This window comes from Agromyces sp. NPDC056523 (assembly GCF_042794545.1).
Classification (GTDB): Bacteria; Actinomycetota; Actinomycetes; order Actinomycetales; family Microbacteriaceae; genus Agromyces.
Genome location: NZ_JBHTTM010000004.1, coordinates 325,150 through 348,656, shown reverse-complemented (window position 1 = coordinate 348,656; position 23,507 = coordinate 325,150). Strand labels below are relative to the sequence as shown.

General features: G+C 73.0%; 23 protein-coding genes. 10 read left to right on the top strand and 13 right to left on the bottom strand.

The genetic code is table 11. The annotated features are described in order from the left end of the window. Positions 1–86 precede the first annotated feature (86 nt). From ACFQ58_RS15035 to ACFQ58_RS15025, 3 genes are read left to right on the top strand one after another with little or no spacing between them, the layout of a single operon-like run. Complete coding sequence (locus ACFQ58_RS15035; RefSeq protein ID WP_376951968.1) at positions 87–1,487, top strand: flavin monoamine oxidase family protein; 1,401 nt, start codon at positions 87–89, stop codon at positions 1,485–1,487. Next, positions 1,484–2,371, top strand: coding sequence for a universal stress protein (locus tag ACFQ58_RS15030; RefSeq protein WP_376951966.1), 888 nt, complete (start codon positions 1,484–1,486; stop codon positions 2,369–2,371). The genes ACFQ58_RS15035 and ACFQ58_RS15030 overlap by 4 nt, the downstream gene beginning before the upstream one ends. Then, entirely contained in the window at positions 2,368–3,927 is a 1,560-nt protein-coding gene (locus tag ACFQ58_RS15025) for an APC family permease (protein ID WP_376951964.1), read from the top strand. The genes ACFQ58_RS15030 and ACFQ58_RS15025 overlap by 4 nt, the downstream gene beginning before the upstream one ends. Before the next feature lie 115 nt (positions 3,928–4,042). On the opposite strand, the gene ACFQ58_RS15020 is transcribed toward ACFQ58_RS15025, so the two are convergent. After that, on the bottom strand, positions 4,043–4,408 hold the full coding sequence (locus ACFQ58_RS15020) for a hypothetical protein (RefSeq protein ID WP_376951962.1): 366 nt from the start codon (positions 4,406–4,408) through the stop codon (positions 4,043–4,045). Beyond that, complete coding sequence (locus ACFQ58_RS15015; protein WP_376951961.1) at positions 4,405–5,952, bottom strand: PspC domain-containing protein; 1,548 nt, start codon at positions 5,950–5,952, stop codon at positions 4,405–4,407. The genes ACFQ58_RS15020 and ACFQ58_RS15015 overlap by 4 nt, the downstream gene beginning before the upstream one ends. 113 nt (positions 5,953–6,065) lie before the next feature. Between ACFQ58_RS15015 and ACFQ58_RS15010 the strand changes: the two genes are divergently transcribed. Next, a complete protein-coding gene (locus tag ACFQ58_RS15010; RefSeq protein WP_376951960.1) occupies positions 6,066–7,256 on the top strand; it encodes a PspC domain-containing protein in 1,191 nt (396 codons plus the stop codon). Then, on the top strand, positions 7,249–7,914 hold the full coding sequence (locus ACFQ58_RS15005; protein ID WP_376951959.1) for a LuxR C-terminal-related transcriptional regulator: 666 nt from the start codon (positions 7,249–7,251) through the stop codon (positions 7,912–7,914). Before ACFQ58_RS15010 ends, ACFQ58_RS15005 begins: the two co-directional genes overlap by 8 nt. A gap of 15 nt (positions 7,915–7,929) precedes the next feature. Here the strand turns inward: ACFQ58_RS15005 and ACFQ58_RS15000 are convergent, their stop codons facing one another. From ACFQ58_RS15000 to ACFQ58_RS14985, 4 genes are all read right to left on the bottom strand, one after another. Beyond that, the gene (locus tag ACFQ58_RS15000; RefSeq protein ID WP_376951958.1) at positions 7,930–8,580 is read right to left on the bottom strand and encodes an SRPBCC family protein; all 651 of its coding nucleotides are present in this window, start codon (positions 8,578–8,580) and stop codon (positions 7,930–7,932) included. A gap of 1 nt (position 8,581) precedes the next feature. Then, the gene (locus ACFQ58_RS14995; RefSeq protein WP_376951957.1) at positions 8,582–9,025 is read right to left on the bottom strand and encodes an ArsR/SmtB family transcription factor; all 444 of its coding nucleotides are present in this window, start codon (positions 9,023–9,025) and stop codon (positions 8,582–8,584) included. 224 nt (positions 9,026–9,249) lie between these two features. Next, positions 9,250–10,899, bottom strand: a complete 1,650-nt coding sequence (locus ACFQ58_RS14990; RefSeq protein ID WP_376951956.1) for an amidohydrolase — start codon at positions 10,897–10,899, stop codon at positions 9,250–9,252. Next, positions 10,896–12,170, bottom strand: coding sequence for an MFS transporter (locus tag ACFQ58_RS14985; protein WP_376951954.1), 1,275 nt, complete (start codon positions 12,168–12,170; stop codon positions 10,896–10,898). The genes ACFQ58_RS14990 and ACFQ58_RS14985 overlap by 4 nt, the downstream gene beginning before the upstream one ends. Positions 12,171–12,354: 184 nt before the next feature. On the opposite strand from ACFQ58_RS14985, the gene ACFQ58_RS14980 reads away from it, so the two are divergent. The 5 genes from ACFQ58_RS14980 to ACFQ58_RS14960 all read left to right on the top strand — a co-directional run bounded on the left by ACFQ58_RS14980 (position 12,355) and on the right by ACFQ58_RS14960 (position 15,891). Continuing rightward, positions 12,355–12,972 (top strand): TetR/AcrR family transcriptional regulator, encoded by a 618-nt coding sequence (locus tag ACFQ58_RS14980; RefSeq protein WP_376951953.1) that lies wholly within the window; start codon positions 12,355–12,357, stop codon positions 12,970–12,972. 135 nt (positions 12,973–13,107) lie between these two features. Beyond that, positions 13,108–13,686: a DUF937 domain-containing protein gene (locus ACFQ58_RS14975; protein WP_376951951.1), complete on the top strand. Its 579-nt coding sequence runs from the start codon at positions 13,108–13,110 to the stop codon at positions 13,684–13,686. Positions 13,687–13,740: 54 nt separating this feature from the next. Then, positions 13,741–14,187 carry a MaoC family dehydratase N-terminal domain-containing protein gene (locus ACFQ58_RS14970; RefSeq protein ID WP_376951950.1) on the top strand — a complete coding sequence of 149 codons (447 nt, stop codon included), beginning with the start codon at positions 13,741–13,743 and terminating at the stop codon, positions 14,185–14,187. Then, positions 14,187–14,633 (top strand): MaoC family dehydratase, encoded by a 447-nt coding sequence (locus ACFQ58_RS14965; protein ID WP_376951949.1) that lies wholly within the window; start codon positions 14,187–14,189, stop codon positions 14,631–14,633. The genes ACFQ58_RS14970 and ACFQ58_RS14965 overlap by 1 nt, the downstream gene beginning before the upstream one ends. Before the next feature lies 1 nt (position 14,634). Then, positions 14,635–15,891 (top strand): UDP-N-acetylmuramate dehydrogenase, encoded by a 1,257-nt coding sequence (locus ACFQ58_RS14960; protein ID WP_376951948.1) that lies wholly within the window; start codon positions 14,635–14,637, stop codon positions 15,889–15,891. Here the strand turns inward: ACFQ58_RS14960 and ACFQ58_RS14955 are convergent. The 7 genes from ACFQ58_RS14955 to ACFQ58_RS14925 form a co-directional block, all read right to left on the bottom strand. Further along, positions 15,888–17,474, bottom strand: coding sequence for a phosphatase PAP2 family protein (locus tag ACFQ58_RS14955; RefSeq protein WP_376951947.1), 1,587 nt, complete (start codon positions 17,472–17,474; stop codon positions 15,888–15,890). The two genes, ACFQ58_RS14960 and ACFQ58_RS14955, sit on opposite strands and share 4 nt — an antisense overlap. Positions 17,475–17,507: 33 nt before the next feature. After that, on the bottom strand, positions 17,508–18,173 hold the full coding sequence (locus ACFQ58_RS14950) for a response regulator (RefSeq protein WP_376951946.1): 666 nt from the start codon (positions 18,171–18,173) through the stop codon (positions 17,508–17,510). Further along, the gene (locus ACFQ58_RS14945) at positions 18,170–19,372 is read right to left on the bottom strand and encodes a sensor histidine kinase (RefSeq protein WP_376951945.1); all 1,203 of its coding nucleotides are present in this window, start codon (positions 19,370–19,372) and stop codon (positions 18,170–18,172) included. The genes ACFQ58_RS14950 and ACFQ58_RS14945 overlap by 4 nt, the downstream gene beginning before the upstream one ends. 36 nt (positions 19,373–19,408) lie before the next feature. Next, a complete protein-coding gene (locus tag ACFQ58_RS14940; RefSeq protein ID WP_376951944.1) occupies positions 19,409–20,296 on the bottom strand; it encodes an ABC transporter permease in 888 nt (295 codons plus the stop codon). Further along, positions 20,293–21,192: an ABC transporter ATP-binding protein gene (locus tag ACFQ58_RS14935; protein WP_376951942.1), complete on the bottom strand. Its 900-nt coding sequence runs from the start codon at positions 21,190–21,192 to the stop codon at positions 20,293–20,295. Before ACFQ58_RS14935 ends, ACFQ58_RS14940 begins: the two co-directional genes overlap by 4 nt. 92 nt (positions 21,193–21,284) lie before the next feature. Next, positions 21,285–22,610 (bottom strand): RNA polymerase sigma factor, encoded by a 1,326-nt coding sequence (locus ACFQ58_RS14930; RefSeq protein WP_376952034.1) that lies wholly within the window; start codon positions 22,608–22,610, stop codon positions 21,285–21,287. Further along, positions 22,607–23,443, bottom strand: coding sequence for a YciI family protein (locus ACFQ58_RS14925; protein WP_376951941.1), 837 nt, complete (start codon positions 23,441–23,443; stop codon positions 22,607–22,609). Before ACFQ58_RS14925 ends, ACFQ58_RS14930 begins: the two co-directional genes overlap by 4 nt. Between the last annotated feature and the right edge of the window lie 64 nt (positions 23,444–23,507).

Below are 23,507 nucleotides of genomic sequence, written 5' to 3'. Positions count from 1 at the left end.
TGTCGCGGCGCGGCCGCGCACGTCCGTCGCACGCCGCGACATCCGCTCGTCTTCTCATGCACCACCACACGAAAGCGTCATTCACCATGCAACGGATCGACACCGACGTCGTCATCGTCGGGGCGGGCGCCGCGGGCCTCACCGCGGCCACCGAACTCGTCAAGGCCGGGCGCGACGTCGTCGTGCTCGAGGCGCGCGCCCGCGTCGGCGGCCGCCTCTGGACCGGCGACGTCGACGGCGCCATGCTCGAGATCGGCGGCCAGTGGGTCTCGCCCGACCAGGACGCGCTCATCGAGACCCTCGACGACCTCGGCCTCGAGACGTACCCGCGGTACCGCGAGGGCGTCAACGTCTACATCGGTCCCGGCGGCGAGCTGAAGAAGTTCGAGGGCGACATCTTCCCCGTCCCACCCGCGACCGAGCAGGAGATCGTCACGCTCATCGAGAAGCTCGACGCGCTCGTCGCCGAGATCGACCCCGAGGAGCCGTGGGCTCACCCGCGGGCCAAGGAGCTCGACGAGATCTCGTTCGCGCACTGGCTCGAGACGCAGACCGACGACGAGGAGGCGCGCGAGAACGTCGGCATGTTCATCGCCGGCGCGATGCTCACCAAGCCCGCGCACGCCTTCTCGGCGCTGCAGGCGCTGCTCATGGCGGCATCCGCGGGATCGTTCTCGAACCTCGTCGACGCCGACTTCATCCTCGACCGTCGCGTGGTCGGCGGGCTCCAGCTCGTGCCGCTCGGGCTCGCGGAGCGCCTCGGCGACCGCGTCCGCCTGGGCCAGCCGGTGCGCACGCTCCGGTGGTCGACCGAATCGACGGATGGCGCGGCCGCCGAGTCCGCGGTCGTCGCCGTCACCGACGAGCTCGAGGTCCACGCGCGGCAGGCGATCCTCGCCGTCCCGCCGGTGCTCGTCAACCGCATCTCGTACGACCCGCCGCTCCCGCGCCGCCAGCACCAGCTGCACCAGCACCTCTCGATGGGCTTCGTGATCAAGGTGCACGCCGTCTACGAGACCCCGTTCTGGCGCGAGCAGGGCCTGTCGGGCACCGCGTTCAGCCCGTGGGAGCTCGTGCACGAGGCATACGACAACTCCGACCACGACGACCCGCGCGGCACGCTCGTGGGCTTCGTGGCCGACGAGGCCGCCGACGGCGTGTTCCAGCTCTCGGCCGAGGAGCGCAAGGCCGCCATCCTCGAGTCGATGTCGCATTACTACGGCGAGCAGGCCAAGCACCCGGTCGTGTACTACGAGAGCGACTGGGGCTCCGAGGAGTGGACCCGCGGCGCGTATGCCGCGAGCTTCGACATGGGCGGCCTGGCGCGCTACGGCGCCGACCTGCGCACGCCGGTCGGTCCGATCCGGTTCGCCTGCTCCGACATGGCCGGCAAGGGGTACCAGCACGTCGACGGTGCCATCCGGATGGGTCGCCTCGTCGCGTCGCAGGTGCTCGAGTCGACCCCGGCTGAAGCGACCGCGCGATGAGCGACCTCCGGATCGTCGTCGGGTACACCGCCAACGAGTCCGGTGCCGACGCGCTCGCCCTCGCGAACCGCGTGGCGAGCGCCGCCGAGGGCGTGCTCGAGGTCGTCATGGTGCTGCCGTCCGAGGCGCACAACGCGCGGGTCCCCGTCGACCAGGGCTACCTGCGCTACCTGCGCGAGCAGTCGCGCGAGTGGCTCACCGAGGCGTCCACGCACCTGGGGGCGGATGTCGCGTCCAAGCTGCACATCCGCTACGCCGAGTCGTTCGCCGAGGGGCTCATCAACGCGGCCCATGAGTTCGACGCGAACCTCATCGTCGTCGGCGCGGCCGGCGGCGGACGCCGCGCGCACGCGCGCGTCGGCTCGGTCGCGAACGAGCTGCTGCACTCCTCCGACGTGCCCGTCGCCCTGGCTCCGCCCGGCGCGCGCGAGATCACGGCCGGGCAGGGCGTCACGCGCATCACGGCGTGCATCGGCACTCGTCCGGGCGCCGACGAGCAGCTCGAGGCCGCGACCGCGCTCGCACGCGCGACTCGAGCCCCGCTGCGCCTCCTCTCGCTCGTGCCGATCGACCTGCCCGCGGGCCTCGACACGCACCTGGCCGAGCTCACGAGCTCCACGCACGCCGAGCAGGTGCTGCACGACGCGCACCGCACCCTGCCCGACGGCCTCGAGGCGACCGTCGAGATCGCGCGTGGATCCACCATCGAGGACGCCGTGCGCGGGCTCGACTGGCACGAGGGTGAACTCGTACTCGTCGGCTCGAGCCGCCTCGCGGCACCCCGCCGACTCTTCCTCGGCTCGACCGCGGCGAAGGTGCTGCGCGAGCTCCCGGTACCCATGATCGTGGTACCGCGCACCACCCACGGAAAGACATCGCAATGACGCAACAACCGCAGCCCGAGTCCCGAGCACCGCTCACCGAGGCGACGCGCGCCGTCGACGCGCCGCAGGGCGGCATCACCCGCAAGGGCCTCTCGGCCGGCTCGGTCGGCCTCATCGGCGCGATCGTGATCGGCATCTCGTGCATCGCGCCGGCCTACACGCTCACCGCCGCGCTCGGCCCGACCGTGTCGGAGGTCGGCACCCAGGTGCCGGCGATCATCCTGCTCGGCTTCATCCCGATGCTGCTCGTCGCGTTCGGCTATCGCGAGCTCAACCGTCGCATGCCCGACTCGGGCACGTCGTTCACGTGGGCCACGCGCGCGTTCGGTCCCTGGATCGGCTGGCTCGCGGGCTGGGGGCTCATCGCGGCCACCATCCTCGTACTCTCGAACCTCGCCGGCATCGCGGTGGACTTCCTCTTCCTGCTCATCTCGCAGGTCGCGGCCAATCCCGAGATCGCCGACCTCGCGGCGAACCCGTTCGTCAACGTCGTCGTCTGCCTCCTCTTCATGCTGGGCGCCACGTGGATCTCGTACCGCGACATGCAGACCACGCAGAAGGTGCAGTACTGGCTGGTCGGCTTCCAGGTCGTCGTGCTCGTGCTCTTCTCGGTCGCGGCTCTCGTGGGCGTCGCCAACGGCACCGCGTTCGACGCGACGCCGATCGAGCTCAGCTGGTTCAACCCGTTCGCGGTGAGCGACTTCAGCGCACTCGCGGCGGGCCTGTCGCTCTCGATCTTCATCTTCTGGGGCTGGGACGTCACGCTCACGATGAACGAGGAGACGAAGGGCGCCGAGACCACGCCGGGTCGCGCCGCGACGCTCACGGTCGTCATCATCGTCGCGCTCTACCTGCTCATCTCGGTGTCGCTCATCGCGTTCGCCGGTGTCGGCACGGGCGAGTTCGGCCTCGGCAACCCCGACATCCAGGACAACGTCTTCTTCGCGCTCGCCGGCCCGGTGCTCGGCCCGCTCGCGGTGCTCGTGTCGATCGCGGTGCTGTCGTCGTCGGCCGCGTCGCTGCAGTCCACCTTCGTCTCGCCCGCGCGCACGCTGCTCGCCATGGGGCACTACGGCGCGCTGCCCGAGAAGTTCGCGAAGGTGAGCCCCCGGTTCTTCACGCCCGGGTACGCGACGATCGTCTCGGCGGTCGTGGCATCCGTCTTCTACGCCGTCATGCGGTTCGTCAGCGAGAACGTGCTCTGGGACACGATCACCACCCTCGGCATGATGATCTGCTTCTACTACGGCCTGACGGCGTTCGCGGCGGTGTGGTACTTCCGCAAGACGTGGTTCCGGTCGGTGCGCGAGTTCTTCTTCACGTTGCTGTTCCCGCTCGTCGGCGGCGTGATCCTCGCCGTGCTGTTCTTCACCACGCTGATCGACAGCATGGACCCGGAGTACGGCTCGGGCTCGCACCTGTTCGGTCTCGGCCTCGTGTTCATCCTCGGGATGGTGGTGCTGCTCACCGGCATCGTCATCATGATCTGGCAGGCGTTCAAGCGTCCCGCGTTCTTCCGCGGTGAGACCCTCTCGCGGGCGGTTGCCGAGGACTGAGGTCCCGCCGATCCGGCCTCCGCTCGCGAGAGCGCCCGCAGGACCGCCCCCGCGACACCGGGGGCGGTCCTGTCTTGGTCGCGGTCGTTCCGTCGCGAGCGGATGCCGCGGGCGGTCAGCCTGCCCCGCGGGCGGACCGTCGGGCGAGGCCCGAGACCCCCGCGATGAGCAGCAGGCCGCCGAGCACGAGCAGGACGGTGAGCAGCAGGCCGGCCGGCGTGAGCGTCGCCCACCAGTCCGCGACGAGCTCGATGCGGGCGGGCTCGATCACGATCCACAGCACGGTCGCGGCGATCCCCCCGAGGACCAGGCCCCAGATGATCCCGGCCCACCGGATGCGCGGGCGGAGCTCGGGCGACTCGGCCGTGCCCGTGGCCGTGCCCGTGGCCGTGCCCGTGCTCGTGTTCGGGGGGACGGATGCCGGAGGCCGCAGCGCCTCGTCGAAGCCGAGCGCCTCGGTCGTGTCGTCGTCGTTGTTCATGGTCGGTTCCCCTCGGGCTCGAACTCGGTCACGTGGACCTCGGTGGCGATGGCCTGGATGCGGATCTCGGCGTCGACGTCGCCGGCCTGCAGACCCTCGCCGATCTCGTCGCTCCATCGGGCGGCCGACTGTCCCGATCCGAGGTCGAACTCATCGACGATGGACCGGTCGCCGTCCGCGTCGAAGCGGGCGTGCGTGATCGTGCAGTCGACGCACCGGACGGTCAGCGCGACTCGAGCGCCATCGCGGAGGTCGATCGAGACCGATCCGACGCCCTGGGCGAGCGTCCACTGGACCGGCTCGGCCGCGGCGGCGACCTGATCGTCGACCGTGAGGCTGACCGCGCCGATGGGCTGCACGACGCTCGTCGTCCGCGCGGACTCGGCGACGCCGCCGAGCACGAGCCGAGGGGGCTGCGGCACGACGGCCGTCACGAACGTCGCGAGCAGCAGCACGATCGTCACGGAGGCGAGGAAGCCGCTGCGTCGCCGCAGGGATCCGGCGAGCACCATCGCGAGTGCGGTCACGATCGCCCCCACGGCGAGCCCGATGGTCACGGACTGCGGTGCCAGTTCCGCCGAGCCGAGGGCGGCCAACGATGCGATCGCCCCGGCGACGAGGGCGGCGCCGAGGGCGGCGACGACGTAGGCGAAGCTCGTGCGCGGGCGGGTGAGCCGCCGGATGCGCCGGGCTTCCTCAGCCTGGGCCTGGAACGCGAGCGTACGGGCCCGGTTCTCGGCGGCGAGCTGGGCGCGGGCCGCGCGGTTCGCCTCGTCCTGGCTGCGCCGCCACGCGTCGTGCTCCGCACGCCAGGCATCCTGCTGCACCTTCCACGCCGCGTAGTCCTCGCTGCCGTGATGAGCGGTCGGCGGCGGCGGCGGTGCGACCGGTTCGGCGGCCAGGGCGGCGGTCGGCAGCGGGACGGTCGCCGCGGTCGCGGTGCCCGCGGAGGCACCCGACGCCGCGGCGCCCGCCGCCGATGCGGACGGGGCCGTGGCCGAGGCATCCGTCTGCGGGACGGGCGCGCCCGGCGAGGCCCGCTGGGCGAGCCAGACGATGAGCGTGACGATGCCGGCGAGCACGAGCAGGAGCCAGATCACGCCGAACCACTGGAATGGGCTGACCCAGTCCCCGGGGTCCCATCCCCAGCTGCCGAACCACCACGGCCCGCCGAAACCGAGCAGGCCGACGAGCACGAATGCCGCGATGCCGACGAGCGCGCTGTCGAACACGCCGCGCAGCATCGACTCGAGTTGGATCCGGCCCGTCGTGTCGGGCAGCAGCAGCCACGCGGCGCCGTAGGCCAGGAACGCCACCGGGAGGAACAGCGCGACGACGACGAGGACGCCCCGCACGATGATCGGGTCGATGCCGATCCTGGCGGCGATCCCGGCGGCGACGCCGCCGATCCAGCCGGGCTGCCGTGGCACGCCCAGCGAACGCAGCCAGGCGAAGAAGCGGTCGTCGGAGGGCGGCGGGGCGGTGGCGCCTGGACGGGCACCGCCGGGTTCGCCCGTCGCGGGCGGGGTCGAGGTCGAGGTCATGGGTCGATCGTCGCGCGCGGGCATTCGGCCGGCCATCCGGAACCTCCCTGACTCGACCCTGATCCCTCGGCCGAGCCGTGTCGGGGCAATCCCGGTTCTGCTTGGATCGGAGCATGACCACGGCACCGGCGGCCCCCGCGCTCGTGCGTCGTCGCGACTGCCTCGTCGCGGGCGTCGCGGGCGGCCTCGCCGACCACCTCGGATGGCCGGTGCGGGTCGTGCGCATCGCATTCGCAGTGACGGCGCTGTTCGCCGGTGCGGGCGCGCTGCTCTACGCATGGCTGTGGGCGTTCACGCCATGGGCGGATGCCTCGGGCCCCGACGACCACGTCATGCGGCGCGCTCCCGTGGCGATCGTGGCGACGGCCGGCGCGCTCGGCGCCACGGTACTCGCCATCCTGCTCGCGATCCTCGACGACGGCACCGCCGACGGCAGCGCGCCCGACTGGCTCGTGCCCACCGTGCTCGCCGTGCTGCTCGCCGCGGGCGCCGGAGCGTGGGTGAGCTTCATCGACCGCCCGGATCCCGCCCGCGGGAGGCGCCTCGAAGTCGGGGTCCGCGCGGCGCTGACCGGCGCGCTCGCCTTGCTCGCGATCGTGCTCGTGCTCGGACCCGCCGCGCAGGCGTGGCCCGTCGTCGCAGTGCTGGCCGCGTTCGGCGCGCTGCTCGGCATCGGGCTGGTGTACCTCCCTGCACTCGTCAAGCTCTGGCGCGACCTCGAGGGCGAGCGCGTCCGGCGCATCCGCGACGAGCAGCGCAGCGCGATGGCCGCGCACCTGCACGACTCGGTGCTGCAGACGCTCGCGCTCATCCAGAACCGTGCCGGGGCGTCGAGCGAGGCCGGGAGGCTCGCGCGCGCCCAGGAGCGCGAGCTGCGCAGCTGGCTGTACGAGGGCGACGCCCCGGCCGACAGCGACCTCGCGACCGACCTGCGCGACTTCGCGGCCGCGCTGGAGCTCGACTACCCGGTGCGGATCGACGTGGTGGCGGTCGGCATGTCGGACGAGCGGGCGAGCGGCGAGCTGGCGGCGGCCGCGCGCGAGGCGATGCTCAACGCGGCCCGCCATGCGGGCGGCGAGGTGTCGGTGTACCTCGAGGGCTCGGCCGACGCGGTGGACGTGTACGTGCGCGACCGCGGCCCCGGGTTCGACCCGGCGCGGGTCGCGCCGGGCCGGCTCGGCGTGCGCGAGTCGATCATCGGTCGGATGCGCCGCGCGGGCGGCAGCGCGACCGTACGGCCGGGCGCCGGCGGCGAGGGCACCGAGGTGCACCTGCGATTCGAGACGAGGGCGGAGCATGGCTGACACGCTCACCGTGGTCGTGGTCGACGATCACTCGATCTTCCGGTCGGGCCTCCGCGCAGACCTCGACCGCTCGATCGAGGTCGTCGGCGAGGCGGCGGATGTCCCGTCGGCGGTCGCCGTGATCGCCGCGAAGCGGCCCGACGTCGTGCTGCTCGACGTGCACCTGCCGGGCGGCTCGGATGCCTCGGTCTCGGGCGGTGCCGAGGTGCTGCAGCGCGTGGCATCCGAGGTGCCATCGACACGGTTCCTCGCGCTGAGCGTGTCCGACAAGGCCGAAGACGTCGTCGGGGTCATCCGCGCGGGCGCCCGCGGCTACATCACCAAGGGCGCGTCGGGCCACGAGGTGAGTCGCGCGGTGCAGGCCGTCGCGGGCGGCGACGCGGTCTTCTCGCCCCGGCTCGCCGGGTTCGTGCTCGACGCGTTCGGCGCCGCCGTGGGGGAGACGGCCGCGGCCGACGACGAGCTCGACCGGCTCTCGGCCCGAGAGCAGGAGGTCATGCGGCTCATCGCACGCGGATACGCGTACAAGGAGGTCGCGGCGACCCTGTTCATCTCGGCGAAGACGGTCGAGTCGCACGTGTCGAGCGTGCTGCGCAAGCTGCAGCTCTCGTCGCGGCATGAGCTCACCGCGTGGGCGACGGCCCGCCGCCTGCTCTGACGGGCGCGGGAGGGTTCAGCTCATCGGCGCCGGTTCCGCGCCGGTGTACGCGGCGAACGTCGTGTCGGCCGCGCGGCGGGCGGTCGCGGCATCCGCCCCGCTCGCGATGTGGGCGTCGGCCCAGCGATCGGCGCTCAGGCGCATGAAGCGCACGCCCTCGTCGGTCTGCATCCACTCCGCCGAGTTGTCGGGCCGGACCTCGCCCGTCGTGAAGTGCTGCGCGAGGCCGAGCATCGCGCCGTCCCAGCCGAGGCCGGTCGCGCCGGGCCCGAACTGGTCCCACATCTCGGCCCCGATGTCGTCGGCGAGCGCGACGTGCTCGAGCTCGACGCGCGTGTGCTCGGTGTCGACCTCGTCGAGGCGAACGGTGACCCACGTGACGCCGCCGCCGTACTCCCAGGTCACGCCGAACGAGCGGGGCGCGTCGCACGACTCGACCGTGCCGCTCGCGTTGCCCTCGATGGCGTAACGGCCCCCGAGGCGCAGGTCACCGCTCACCGGAAGGAACCAGCGGGGGATCCGCTCCGGCGAGGTGAATGCATCCCACACGTCGTCGATCGGGGCGCGGTAGGTCTGCGCGATCGTCTGCACGTGGGTGGCGGCGCCGTCGCGCGTGCCGCTCGTCAGGCCGCGGTCGACCGCTTCGATCTGTGTCTCGATGTCCATGTCACTGCTCCTTCTCAGGTGGTTGCGTCGTGGTGGGCGGGCCCGGTTGCCGCGGGGGGTCCGGTGGGCCGGGCGGGCGCGGCGGACCGGGCGCGGCCGGCGGCGTGGCCGCGGCCGCCAGCCGGCGCGTGCGCGCCGACCTGGCCAGCTCGGTGCCGAGCGCGTCGAGGTGCGGTCGCCAGAACCGCTCGAACGGGGTGAACCACTGCGCGGCCTGCGCGATCGGCTCGGGGTCGAGCGCGTACAGCCGTCGCGTGCCCGCGGCGCGCACCGTGGCGAACCCCGACTCGCGGAGCACGCGCAGGTGCTGCGACACCGCGGGCTGGCTGATGCCGAACTCGGCCTGCACGACGCGCCCGACCTCGCCCGCGGGCTGCTCGCCGTCGGCGAGCAGTTCCACGATCCGGCGTCGGACCGGATCGCCGAGGATGTCGAGCGCGTGCATGCGCCTATCCTTCACCTGCGACTTATATAAGTCAAGCCTGAATTTTGTTCCCCCTCATGACCCTCTCGATCGAGAGGTCGCGGATGGCGAACCGGACGCACCATCGGCGACGTTCGGATCGGGAGGCGCGGCTGAGCGCGGGATCACGTGATCGAGAAGTCGCGGATGGCGAGCGGATCGCGCCATCCGCGACTTCTCGACCCAGGGAGCTGAGGCGTGCGAACTCAGGCGACGGCGCGCTCGGCTTCGCCCGCGTCCGCCTCGTACTCGGTGCGGCCCGCGACCACGGTTCGAACGACGTGCGCCTCGAGCAGCGACGCGTCGCCGAGCGCGAACGGGTCGCGGTCGATCACCGCGAAGTCCGCCGCCAGCCCGGCCGCGAGCTGACCGCGCACGTGCTCCTCGCGGCACGAGTACGCGGCGTCGCGCGTCGCGTGCCGCACCGCGTCCGCGAGCGGCACGGCGTACTCCGCATGGTTCGGCGGGAACGAGTCGTCGAGCGCCGACCGCCGCGTCGCCGCGATGTACAGGTTCGGCAGCGCCTCGTGCGGCGCGGTCGGCGCGTCCGTCGAGAACGCCAGGACGCCGCCCGCGTCGGTGATCTCGGTCCACGGGAACCCGCGATCGGCGCGCTCGTCGCCGAGCATCGCGGCCCAGTTCGCCCAGATGGCCGGATCGGCGTGGACCGGCTGCATCGACGCGACGACGCCGAGCTTCGCCAGCCGCGCGATATCCGCCCGGTCGACGTACTCGAGGTGCTCGATGCGGTGCCGCCGGTCACGATCGCCGTTCACCGCGATCGCGTGCTCGAGCGCGTCGAGCGCGATGCCGCTCGCCGCGTCGCCGATCGCGTGCATCGCCACCTGCAGGCCCGCGGCGTCGGCGGCCGCGACCACGGGCTTCAGCGCGTCGAGCGGCCAGATCGGGTCGGCGTTCGATCCGTCGGCGTACGGATGCCGCATCGCGGCCGTGCACGCGTCGATGACGCCGTCCAGCACGAGCTTCACTCCCGCGATCCGCAGCCACGTCGAGTCGACGTCGCGCGCGAGCTCGACCGCGCGCTCCACCTGCGCGAGGTTCGCGGCCTCGTCGCCGGTGTTCGCGACGAACCAGTGCGCGACGACGCGGATCGGCAGGCGTCCGCCGCGCCGCTCGGCCGCCCGGCGGAACGCCGCGAGCCCGAGCTCGTCGAACGCCATGTCGACGACCCCCGTCACGCCGGTGGCGAGGTACGCCGCGAGGGTGCGCTCGACGGCGGCGTCGCGATCCTCGTCGGTCGCCTGCGCGGCGAGGTGCTCCCACACGTGCTGCTGCGCGGCCGTCTCGAAGAGCATGCCGTTCGGCTCGCCGTCGGCGTCGCGGCCGATGCTCCCACCGATCGGGTCGGGGGTCTCGCGCGTGATGCCGAGCTCGGCGAGCGCGGCCGAGTTGACCCAGCAGGAGTGGTAGTCGTTGGCGTCGAGGTAGACCGGCACGTCGGCGACCGCGGCATCGAGCATCGCCGCGGTGGGCGCGCCATCCGGAACCGAATCGAACAGCCAGCCGCGACCCAGCAGGCGCGGCGCATCCGGGTCGGCGGCGCGGGCGGCGCGCAGCCGAGCCTGGATCTCGTCGAGGGTGCGCGCATCGGTGAGCCCGACCCGGCCGAGCGCTTCGCCCATCATGACGAGGTGCGTGTGCGCGTCGACGAAGCCGGGCACGACCAGTCGCCGGTCGAGGTCGACCACCTCGGCGCCCAGACCCGCGGCGGCGAGGACCTCCGAGGCGTCGCCGACGGCGACGATGCGGTCGCCGTCGACCGCGATCGCCTCGGCCCACTCGGGGGCGTCGGATGCGGTGAAGACGCGTGCGTTGACGTAGGCGACGCGGCTCATGCGCGCACCCCCTCGGCAGCGGCGCCTGTATCCGTCCCGGCCGCCGCGGGCACGGGCGCGCCATCCGCCGCCTGCTCCGCCGCTTGGACCTCGCGCGAGAACCGCGCGACCAGCACGACCGGGGTGATGAGCGCGAAGCTCGCGACGCCGAGCACGATGCCGAACCCGAGGAACCCGAGCGCCTCGACGAGCGCCGCGCCGATGACGGGCGTGAGCGCCGAGCCGACGAGGTAGACGGCCAGCAGCGGGCCCGACCAGCGACCGTCGGCATCGAGCGCGGCCGCGGTCGAGACGAAGTAGAGGAACGCGATGGCGTAGATGGTGTTCCACGCGATGAACACGACGACGAACGTCGTGGGGTCGGTGACGGTCGACTCGACGATCTTCAGGATCCCGCCGGCGCCGAGCAGCAGGGCGAGCGGCAGCGCGCGACCGAATCGGTCGCCGACGACGGTGATGAGGATGGCGCCGAAGATGCCGCCCGCGGTGGCTCCGCTCAGCGCGATGCCGAGTCCCTCGGGCGTGAGGGCGGCCTGCTCGGCGCCCATGACGCCGGCCATGGCCCACAGCGAGTCCTCGCTGACGGCCCACAGCGCGAAGCAGGCGAGCAGGGAGACGCCGGCGATCGTGACCCGTGGCGCGGCGGGCGTGGCGGACGCACGTGCCGAGCCGGATGTCGCAGCCGCCGCGTGCGACGCCGCGTCGAGGATGGGCGCCGCGGGGAGCCACGCGGTGGTGAGCAGCATCGCCGCGGAGAACCCGGCGAGCACGCCGAACACGCTCGCGGGCGCGAGGCCGATGATGGGCACGACGGCCAGGATCACGGTGATGACGGCGCGGTTCGCGAGCCCGTTCCATCCGGCGACCCGCTCGGGGTTGATGAAGGCGGCGAGCGCCGCGCCCGACGACGCGACCGCGCCGCCCGCACCGATGCCGCCCGCGATGAGGCCGGCCACGACGGCGGCGGGAACGGGCACGAACGCGGCGATGCCGAAGCCGATCGTGGCGACGATCAGGCCGAGGCGCGCCACGGCGAGCCGTCGCGGGCCGGCGCAGAGTCGGGCGACGCCGAGGCCGGTGATCGCGGTCGCCAACAGGGTGGCCGTCACGATCCAGCTCGCGGTGAGGACGTCGACGCCGAGCGCGGTCTGGAGCGCGGCGATCATGTACGGGGAGAGGTTGACGCCGAGGTAGCCGGCGATGCCGACGCCGAACGTGGCGACGGCGCTCGGGAGCCGGAGCGGCACCCGGGAGGTGGGAGTTGCGGTCACGGAAGGACTCCAGTCGGAACGGTGCACGACACTGTGCGGGGAATCTGTGCGCGGCACGCCGGGTGCGGCATCCGCTAAATGAATGGTGTTCGTTTATTATTCACGTTCAACCCGGTGCGGGGAAGAGGGAATTTCCGATCGCGTCCGCGCGCGGCCCTAGGCTGGCCCGGACGAGGAGGTACGGATGCCCAGGCCCAAGGTGCCGCTGCTGTCGACGGACCGCATCGCCGACGCCGCGCTCGAACTCGTCGACTCGGGGCAGCCGTTCGGCGTGAACGCGCTCGCGCGCTCGCTCGGAGTGACGCCGTCCTCCCTGTACAACCACGTGCGCGGCCGCGACGAGATCATCGAGCTCATCCGCGGTCGGCTCGCCGAGCAGTACCTGCCCGACCTGCCGAGCGGACCCTGGGACCACGTCGTGTCCGAGACGCTCCGAGCCCAGCGTCGCCTGTATGCGGGACACCCGAACGCGATCCCGCTGATCGTCGGCAAGACCATCACCGACCCCCTCGTCATCGCGAGCTACGACAACCTGGCAACCGCCCTGCTCGGCGCCGGCTTCCCCGATGACGAGGTGCTCGTCGTCGTCGCCATCCTCGACTCGTTCGCGCTCGGCTTCGGCCTCGACCTCGCGTCGCCCGACGAGATCTGGCAGCCGCAGGGGCCGACCGAGACGCTCGGGCGACTGCTGGCCGGCGCGGCGCGCGGCGCCGAGCGGTCCGACCGGGCGTTCGAGGAGGGGCTCGAGCTGCTGCTCGACTCGCTCCGGCTGCGCCTCTCGCGGCTGCGCGAGGACGACTGAGGCGTCGTCGGTCGCGGCGGCGCGCCTTCTGCGCCTCCCTCACTGCCAGGGTCGCAACCCCTCGACCGTCCGGTGCATGCCCGATACGGTGAGCCGTGGAGCGCCCGACGACGGCGCGTAAGGGGAGCAGCTCGAATGACCTCGTACGACGACATCATCGCCAACATCCCGATCTCCGACCTGGCCGCACGGCTCGGCGTCGACGAGTCCACCGCGCGGTCGGCCGTCGACCAGGCGCTGCCGGCGCTGCTCGGCGGTATGGGCGCCAATGCGCAGGACCCTGCGGGCGCCGCATCGCTCGAGCGCGCCGTCGAGCATCACTCCCCACGGCTGTACGAGGGCGGCGTGAACCTCGACGAGGTCGACGAGGGTGACGGCGACAAGATCGTCCACAACGTCTTCGGCTCCAACACCGACCAGGTGGTGCAGAAGCTCGGCTCGTCGGGCGGCGCCGGCGACCAGGGGCTCATCCAGAAGCTGCTGCCGATCCTCGCGCCGATCGTGCTGAGCTTCCTCGCCGCCCAGTTCTCGAAGCGACGGCAGGGCGGCGGGACGGCGCAGGCGGATGCCCCCGGCAGCGGTGGAGGGATCGGGGACATCCTCGGCGGCCTGCTCGGCGGCGGTGGCGGCGGCGCGACCGGTGGCGGAGGCGGCGGCATGCTCGGCGGACTCGGCGACCTGCTGGGCGGCCTGCTCGGCGGCGGCAAGCGCTGAGGCGCCCGCCACGCGCCATCCGCCCGCTGTTCGAGCGCTGCGTAGACTGGCACGGTGCCAGTGAACCCCGAGCTGCAGGACCGCGTGTTCGCGCCCACCGAGCCGTACCTCGTGGGTCGTGAGAAGGTGCGCGAGTTCGCGCGCGCGGTGTTCGCGACCGACCCGATCAACCTCGACGTCGACGCCGCGCGCGCCGCCGGCCACGCCGACATCGTCGCGCCGCCGACGTTCGCGGTCGTGATCCAGGAGCGCACGCTCGCGCAGTTGCTCGCCGAGCCCGACGCCGGCATCGACTTCTCGCGCGTGGTGCACGGCGACCAGCGGTTCACCTCGTCGCGCGCGATCGTCGCGGGCGACGAGCTCACCGCGACGCTCACGGTCGCGAGCGTGAAGACGCTCGGCGCGCACGCGATGGTCACCGCCGAGTCGGTCGTCACCGACGCCGCGGGCGAGCACGTCGTGACCGCGATCTCCACCCTCGTCGTGCGAGGAGACGACTGATGCCCGACGCCACCACTGCGGCCACCACCCCCGACTTCGACGCGCTCGCCGTGGGCGACGTGGTCGCCGAGCGCGAGTTCCACCTCACGCGCGAATCCCTCGTGCGCTACGCCGGCGCGTCGGGCGACTTCAACCCGATCCACTACCGCGACGACGTGGCCGGCTCGGTCGGCCTGCCCGGCGTGCTCGCCCACGGCATGCTCACCATGGGCCTCGCCGTGCAGCCGGTCGTCGACTGGGCGGGCGATCCGGCTCGCGTCGTCGACTACCAGACGAAGTTCACGCGCCCCGTCGTCGTCGACCCCGAGGCCGGGGCCGATGTCCTGGTCACCGCGAAGGTCGGCCTGCTCGACCCCGAGGCGCGCGCGGCTCGCATCGACCTCACCGTCACCTTCGAGGGCGCGACCGTGCTCGGCAAGGCGCAGGTGCGGGTGGTGCTCGCCTGAGATGAGCGAGTCCGGAACGCCCGAGACGCCCGAGCCGGTCGAGCCCCGTGGGGCAGTCGAGCCCCGCGGGGCCCGCGACATCCGATTCGCCGACCTCACGACGCTGCGGGTGGGCGGCCCCATCACCCGGCTCGTCACGGCGACGACCGCCGACCAGCTCGTGGAGCTCGTGCGCGACGCCGAGGACTCGGGTGGGCACTGGATGGTGCTCGGCGGCGGGTCGAACGTGCTCGTCGGCGATGACGGCTTCGACGGCACCGTGATCCGCATCGCGACGCGCGGCATCGACGTGCGACCCGGCGATGAGGACGGCACGGTGCACCTGCGCGTGCAGGCCGGCGAGAACTGGGACGAGCTCGTGGCGTTCACGGTCGAGCGCGGGTTCGCCGGCCTCGAGGCGCTCTCGGGCATCCCGGGTTCGGTCGGCGCGTCGCCCGTGCAGAACATCGGGGCGTACGGGCAGGAGCTCTCGAGCGCGCTGCTGGGCATCGAGTTCCTCGGCGAGGGCGAGGACGCACCGCGCGTCATGTCGGCCGACGAGCTCGAGCTCGGCTACCGCACCTCGGTGCTCAAGCAGGGCCTGCGGGGGGTCGTCGTGTCGGTCGAGCTCGTGCTGCACGACACGACCGCCGAGCGCGAGGTGCTCGGCGAGGCGCTCGGCACCCCGGTCGCTTACGCACAGCTGGCGAATGCGCTCGGCGTGCAGCTCGGCGACCGCGTGCCGCTCGCGCGCGTGCGCGAGGCCGTGCTGGCGCTGCGCGCCGGCAAGGGCATGGTGCTCGACCCCGACGACGTCGACTCGGTCAGCGCCGGGTCGTTCTTCACCAACCCGATCGTGACCGAGCACGTCGCGCGCACGCTGCCCGGCGACGCGCCGCGCTGGTACGTCGAGCCCGAGGAACCCGACGAGGTCACCCCGCTCGCCGAGCTCGCCGCCGAGTCGCCGCTCGACGCGTTCCTCGCGCACCAGGCCGGGCTCGAGCAGGTCCAGGAGCATGCGGCGGATGGCTCGGCCACACCGCCGCTCGTGAAGCTGTCGGCCGCATGGCTCATCGAGCGCAGCGGCATCCACCGAGGGTTCGGCCTGCCGGGCTCGCACGCCGCGATCTCGACGAAGCACACGCTCGCGCTCACGAACCGCGGCGGCGCCTCGGCCGACGAGGTGGCGCAGCTCGCGCGCTTCGTGCAGCAGCGCGTCCAGGCCGAGTTCGGCATCGTGCTGCATCCCGAGCCGATGCTGGTCGGCCTCGAGCTCTAGCGAGTAGCGGGTCGGTACACGTCGAGGGCGCTCGGCAGGACGCGGATCGTCGTGCGGTAGCCGGGCGCCGACAGGTGGGCGGATGCCGCGGCCGGCTCGTCGAGCGCGACCTCGCCGTCGTGCGCGAACCCGGGCGGCTGCCCGTGGCGGGGTCGCACGTCGACCGTGAGCTCGGTCGTCGTGAACGACTCCACCCGTTGCGGGACGAGCCCCAGCCCTCGGAGCACCGCAGCCGTCCGGCGCCCGAACGCGAGCGACGCGATCGCGCCCGTGCGCGACCCCTTATGCAGCACGCGGACGTCGAGCAGGCCGTCGTCGAGCGTCCGTCGCTGCAGCGGCGCGGGCAGGTCGCGTTCGTTCCGGCCGACGCCCACGAACAGCGTCCAGACCTCGGCGCGGCGCCCGTCGACCACGACCGTGACCGGATCCGATCGTCGCAGCACCCGGGCCGCCGCGACCACCGCGGCCAGCCACTTGTTCCCGATGCGACCCTGTACCCGCTCGCGCTCGGCGACGAAGTCGGGATACACCCCGACCGACGCGACGTTCGTCACGGTGAGCGGCTCGTGGGCGCCGAAGGTCAGCTCGGCGAGGTCGACGCGGACGCCCTCGCCACGCTGCACCGCGTCGACGGCGGCATCGACCGACGCCAGGCCGGCGGTGCGGGCGAAGTGGTTGAACGTCCCAGCCGGGATGACGAGCAGCGGCACCCCGGCTCGCCGCGCCTCGTCCGCGACGCACGCGACCGACCCGTCGCCGCCGCAGATGCCCACGATCCTCGGCGGCGTCGCGCGCGTGAGCGCCGCGGCAACGGCCTCGCCCGGGTCCTCGTCGGACTCGAGCACCTGCAGCTCCGCGCGCGGTAGGCGCTCCGCGAGCACGTCGAGGGGGTCGGCGCGCACCACGCTGGTGCCCGCCGAGCGATTCACGGCGATGAAGACGCCCTCGCCGTCTGGGGCGGCGGGCAGGATGCGGTCGGCGCCGGGCGGCACGGGCGGCGGGGGAGGGCCGGGTCGCGGTCGCACGATCGCGGCGCCGGCCGCGGCGACGCCCACGCCGATCGCGAGCCCGCCGATCACGTCCGACAACCAGTGCACGCCCGTGTGGAGCCGCGAGTACGCGACGCCCAGCGCGAGCGAGGCGAGCGCGGCACCGACGCGCGGTGACTCGAGCGCGACGCCGGCGGTGAATGCCGCGGCGCTCGCCGAGTGTCCCGAGGGGAAGGTTCGGCTCGACGGCTGCACGGGCACTCGGCGTCCGATCGGCACGTCCTCGAGGGCGGGTCGGTCGCCGCCGAACACGCGCTTCGCGATGAGATTGGTGAGGGCGCTCGCCGTGATGAGCGACAGGATGCCGCGGGCCGCCGCCCGTCGACGTCCGACGACCGCGAGGGCGCCCGCCGCGGTGAACCACAGCACGCCCTTGTCGGCGAAGCCCGTGAACCTCCACCAGAACTGGTCGACGTGCGGATGCGAGTGCCAGCCGTTGATGCGGCGCGTGGCCGCGGCATCCGCTCGCTTCACCCACGTCGGGAGCACGCGCGCCCGACGAGCCGCGACGCGTACCCCGGCGACGACACCCACCCGCCCAGCGTACGGTGCAGCAGTGCGTCCGGGTCAGAGGAGTCCCAGCTCCATCGCGCGCGTCACCGCGCGGGTGCGGTCGCCGACCTCGAGCTTCTCGAACACGTGGATGAGGTGCGTCTTCACCGTCGCCTCGCCGATGTGCAGCATCCGCGCGATCTCGGGGTTCGACCGGCCGTCGGCGACCAGCCGCAGCACCTCGAGCTCGCGCGGCGACAGCGACGGCGCGACCGGCGCCGTCGCTTCGGCGCGGACGCGGCGCACGAGCTTCGCGGCGATCGACGGCGCGAGCACCGTCTCGCCGGCGGCCACCGAGCGGATGCCGGCGATGATCTCCTCCTGCGGCGCCGCCTTCAGGAGGTACCCGCTCGCGCCCGCCTCGATCGCGGCGAGGATGTGGTCGTCGGTCTCGTAGGTCGTGAGCACGAGCACGCGCGTGCCGGCCGCGGTGCCCGCCCCGCCCGCGGCGCCCGCCGCGGCGAGGATCCGCTCGGTCGCCTCCGCACCGTCGAGCACGGGCATGCGCAGGTCCATGAGCACGAGGTCGGGCCGCAGCTCGGCGGCGAGCGCGACGGCCTCGGCGCCGTCGACCGCCTCGCCGACCACCTCGATGCCGGGCTCCGCGTCGAGCAGCCCCACGATGCCGGCGCGGACGATGGGGTGGTCGTCGGCGACCACCACGCGGATGGGCAGGCTCATGCGTCGCTCGCTTCCGTCTCCGTCGTGGCGCGGGTCGCGGCATCCGCTCGGGCCGAGGGCACGATCACGCGCAGCCTCGTGCCGGCCGGGTCGCCGGGACCGAACTCGAGTCGCCCGCCGACGAGCGCCACGCGGTCGCGCATGCCCGCGAGACCGAACCCGCCGGCCCCCGGCACGGCGTCGCCCGGCCCGACGCCGTCGTCGCGCACCTCGAGCACGACCTCGCCGCCGTCCGCCGAGACCGCGACCGTCGCCGCCGAGGCGCGCGCGTGCTTGCGCACGTTGGCCAGCGCCTCCTGCGCGCACCGCAGCAGCACGACCTCGAGCTCGCGGTCGAGCCCCGTCACGTCGGCATCGACCGACACGCGCACGCCCGTCTCGCGTTCGAACCCGGTCGCCAGCCGCTGCAGCGCATCGGCCAGCCCTGCCGACGGGTCGACCGGCGCGAGCGACGCGACGAGCCCGCGCGCCTCGGTGAGCGCCTCGCGCGCCATCTGCTCCATGAGCTCGACGTCGTCCCGAGCGGATGCTGCGGCGTCGCCCTCGATCGTGGCGAGGCGACGGCCCGTGCGCTGGGCGACCATCACCAGTCCGGTCAGGCTCTGCGCGATGGTGTCGTGGATCTCGCGGGCGAGCCGGCCGCGTTCGTCGGCGACGCCGGCCTCGCGATGCATCGCCGCGAGCTGCCCCTGAGCCGCCTGGAGTTCGGCGAGCAGCCTCGCGCGTTCCTCTCCGTACTCGGCGATGCGCGTGATCCAGAGGCCCAGCGCGATGCTGAACACGACCGACAGGGCGGCCACGGCCGCCCCGGTCGCGAGCCCCTCCAGGCCGAAGCGCACGGTGTAGCCGACGACGAGGGCGACCGCGACGAGCACGTTGGCGACGATCGCGCTGCGCACCGACGGGGCGGTCGACCACACGAACGGATACAGGAACGCCTGCAGGATCGAGAAGGTCGGGTCGATCGACGTGCCCACCGCGAGCAGCACTGCGTAGGCGATCGAGATCGCCAGGTGCTGGCGGGCCCCGACGACGGGCACGCATCGGCGGCCCCAGAGCAGGTGCATGAGCAGGAAGACGCCGGCCACGATCCAGACGCCGACGTCGCGTGGCCCGTACGGCGGCTCGATGAGCGAGAGCGCGACGATCACGGCCGAGACCGTGATCGCCGCGGCATCCCACCACCGCACGTTCTGCATGGAGTCAGACTCCCACAGGGCCCGAGCCGGCGTCGCTCATGCGTCGCGCCGGATCCAGCGGAAGGTGATCCGGCTGATGACGAGCCCGATGACGAGCCACGCGACCAGCACGATCGCGACCCAGCCGAGGTTCCACGTCTCGTTCTGCTCAAGCACCGCGAAGTCCTCGGGCAGGAACACGGCGCGCATGCCCTGCGCCATCCACTTCAGCGGGAAGAGGCTCGCGATGTTCTGCATCCACTCCGGCAGGGCGTAGAACTGCAGGTACACGCCCGAGATGAACTGCAGCACGAGCATGATCGGTACCACCACGGCGCTCGCCGACTTGCCCGAGCGCGGAACCGACGACAGCGCGATGCCGAGCAGTGCGGAGGTCGCGATGCCGAGCACGAACACCCACGCGAACGTGATCCACGCCTCGGGCTCGGTCGGCAGGGCGATGCCGAAGATCGTGCCGGCGGCGAGCAAGAGCAGGCCCGCCTGCAGCGTGCCGGTCACGAAGACCTGGCCGATCTTGCCGAGGAAGTAGGACACGGGCGAGAGCGGTGTCCCGCCCAGGCGTTTGAGGGTGCCATCCGACTTCTCGCCCGCGATGTCGACGGCGAGGTTCTGCACGCCCGACAGCAACATGCCCGCGGCGAGCATGCCGGGCAGGTAGTAGGCGCCGACCGAGATCGACTCCGAGCCGGGTCCGGCTGAGATCTCGCCGGCCGAGCTGAACGCCGCCGTGAAGATCCCGAGCATGATGAACGGGAACAGGAACGTGAAGAACACGGTGTCGGGCGAGCGGAAGTAGCCGCGGACCTCGTGCCCGATCCGGGCGACGCCGACGGCGAGGCGGCCGGGTCGAGCCGTGGCGGTCTCCGTTCGGGCCGAGCGGATGTCGCGCCGCGCGCTCGCGGCGGTGGTCGTCGTGGTGCTCATGCGAGCGCCTCCTCCTCATCGAGGGTGGCGGCTTCGGCCGCGCCCACCAGGTCCAGGTAGATGTCCTCGAGGCTCGGTCGGATGACCTCGAGCCCCTCCGGCTCGCCGCCGAGGTCGCGGGCGAGGGAGGCCACGAACTCGGCCGGGAGCTCGGTGCGCGCCTCGCGCGGGGTGCCCCCGGCGTCGCGCCAGCGGACCAGCGGGATTCGCGCATCGTCGCCGCCGAGCTCGTCGATCGGCGCGACGTCGACGAGGCGTCCGCCGACGATCACGCCGGCACGGTCGCCGAGCTGCGCCGCCTCGTCGAGGTAGTGGGTCGTGAGCAGGATGGTGGTGCCCTCGTGCTTCAGCGACCGGATGAGCTGCCAGAACTCGCGCCGCGCCTCGGGGTCGAAGCCGGTCGTCGGCTCGTCGAGGAACAGCAGCTCCGGACGGCCGATGATGCCGAGCGCGACATCCACCCGCCGGCGCTGCCCACCGGACAGCTTGGCGATGCGCGTGCGCGCCTTGGCCTCGAGGCCGACGGAGGCGATCACCTCGTCGACGTCGCGCGGGCTCGGGTAGAAACGGGCGAAGTGGGCGAGCTGCTCGCGCACCGTGTACTGTCCGGGCTCGCTCGCCGACTGCAGCACGATGCCGAGCCGGGCCTTCCAGTCGAGTCCGCCGCGTGCGGGATCGACACCGAGCACGCTGACCTCGCCGCCCGTCCGCATCCGGTAGCCCTCGAGGATCTCGATCGCCGTCGACTTGCCCGCCCCGTTGGGGCCGAGCAGTGCGAAGGTCTCGCCGCGGTGGATGTCGAGGTCGATGCCGTCGACCGCGGCCGTGTCGCCGTAGTCCTTGCGGAGGCCGCGGATGCGGACCGCGGGCGCCGCCTCGGATGTCATGTGGTCCATGCCATCGAGACTGCCCGTCGGCGGAGCGCGGCGGCAGCCGTGATCCGGTCGATTTCCGCCTCCACCGATCGGTGGATGCCGCGGGCTCGCGGCTAGTCGGCGGGCGGTGGCGTGAGCTCGGCGAGGCGGCGTTCGAGGAAGCGGCGCTCGGGCGTGGTGGGCGCGAGCGCGATCGCCTCGCGGTAGCAGGCGGCCGCGGCATCCGTCTCGCCCAGCCGCCGGTGCAGGTCGGCCTGCGCAGCCGGCAGCAGGTGGTAGCCGTCGAGCCGGCCGGATGCTGCGACCAGTGCGAGCTCGTCGAGTCCGTGTCGCGGGCCGTACGCCATGCCGTGCGCGATCGCCCGGTTCAGCTCGACGAACGGCGAGTCGGCGAGCATCGCGAGTGCGTCGTACCGCCCGGCGATCGCGGGCCAGTCGGTGTCGTCCGCGGTCGCGGCGCGGGCATGCACGGCCTGGATCTCGGCTTGCAGGCGGTACGGGCCGGGCGATTCGTCGCCGGCCCGATCGAGGAGCGCCAGCCGTTCGGCGATCTGCGCGGCGTCCCATCGCGAGCGATCCTGCTCGGGCAGCGGCACCAGGTCGCCCGCGGCGTCGACGCGCGCGGCCGAGCGCGCGTGCTGCAGGAGGAGCATCGCGAGCAGGGCGCGCGACTCGTCGGCGTCGGGCAGCAGGGCGACGACGAGGCGGGTGAGGCGGATCGCCTCGGCGGTCAGGTCCAGTCGCTGCAACGAATCGCCGCGCGACGCGAGGTAGCCCTCGTTGGCGATCAGGTACAGCACCGCGAGCACGCCGCCCAGGCGCTCGGGCAGCAGGTCGGCCGTGGGCACCCGGTACGGGATGCCAGCATGACGGATCTTGCGCTTGGCGCGCGAGATGCGCTGCCCCATGGTCGGTTCCGGCACGAGGAACGCGCGCGCGATCTCGCCGGTGTCGAGGCCGCCGACGGTGCGGAGGGTCAGCGCCACCCGCGACTCCATCGGGAGGGCGGGATGCGCGCACGTGAAGATGAGCCGCAGGCGGTCGTCACGGTCGAGCGCGTCTTCGGCGGCGATCGCCGCCGGGTCGGACGGCCCGCCGGTTCGGCCGGAGACCTCCTCCATCGCGATCCACTCCCTGACCTTCTCGACCTCGACGCCGCGGCGCCGCAGGCGGTCGAGCGCGAGGTTGCGTGCTGCGGTGGTGAGCCAGGCGCCGCGATTGCGCGGCACTCCGTCGCGCGGCCACGTGTGTGCGGCCCGCTCGAACGCGGCGGCGGCGGCCTCCTCCGCGACGTCCCAGTCGCCCGTGACCCGGATGAGCGTCGCGACGACGCGTGCCCATTCGGAGCGGTACGCGTCGCGGAGCGCGACGGCGACCTCGGGTGCGAGCGGCTCCGACCCGCCCGCACCCGACGGTGCGCCATCCGCGTCGGTCGTCAGAGGGCGGCCCCCGCGAGCGCCTCGGCGGCGGCCGGCTCGAGTCGGACGGCAAGGTCCGCCGCCTCGCGCTCGGCGCGCGCCACGTGGTCCTCGTGCACGTCGAACGGCCAGAGCGGGCGCAGTTCGATCGCCCCTCCGCGGGCCATCGGATGCTTCGCCGCGACCTCGATGGCCTCTGCGAGGTCGCGCACCTCGATGAGGTCGAACCCGGCGACCCATTCCTTCGCCTCGGCGAATCCGCCGTCGGTGACGAGCACCTCGCCGTGGCGCCGGCGGACGAACGTCGCATCACCCGGACGACGCAGCACCTCGCCGAACTTCCGCACGCCGCGGCCGTCCATCTCCCGCACCCACGCCTCGGGATCGTCGTCCTCGGAGGCGTCGTCGGCAGCTGCGGCCTGCTCGTCCCTCGGCTCGGCGACCACGAGCATCAGATAGCGACGCCCGCGCACCGGACGCCCCGCGAAGCCCGTGGGGACCACGCGCGAGCCCGGCTCGGCATCGGGCCACTGCACGAACGGGCGGATCTCCACCCGCCCGAACGAGGCCACCGGATGCCTCGACGCGATCTCGATCGCCTCGTCGAGGTCGCGCGCATCGATGACGTCGAAGCCGCCGATCGCCTCCTTCGCCTCGCTGAACGGCCCGTCGACCACGAGCACCTCACCGCCGCGGACGCGGACGGTCGTGGCATCCTGCGCGGGCCGCAGCCGCTCACCGTACTCGGAGACGCCGCGGGCCTCGACCTCGTCGACCCAGTCGCCCACGTTGTCTTCGGCAGGCACGTAGGGCAGGGTGTCGTCGCCCTGCGCGTAGAACAGCACGTATTCCATGGGGGTTCCTTCCTCTCGGTCACGCTACGCAGGTACGACGAACGGAGGAACCCGATTTCGACAC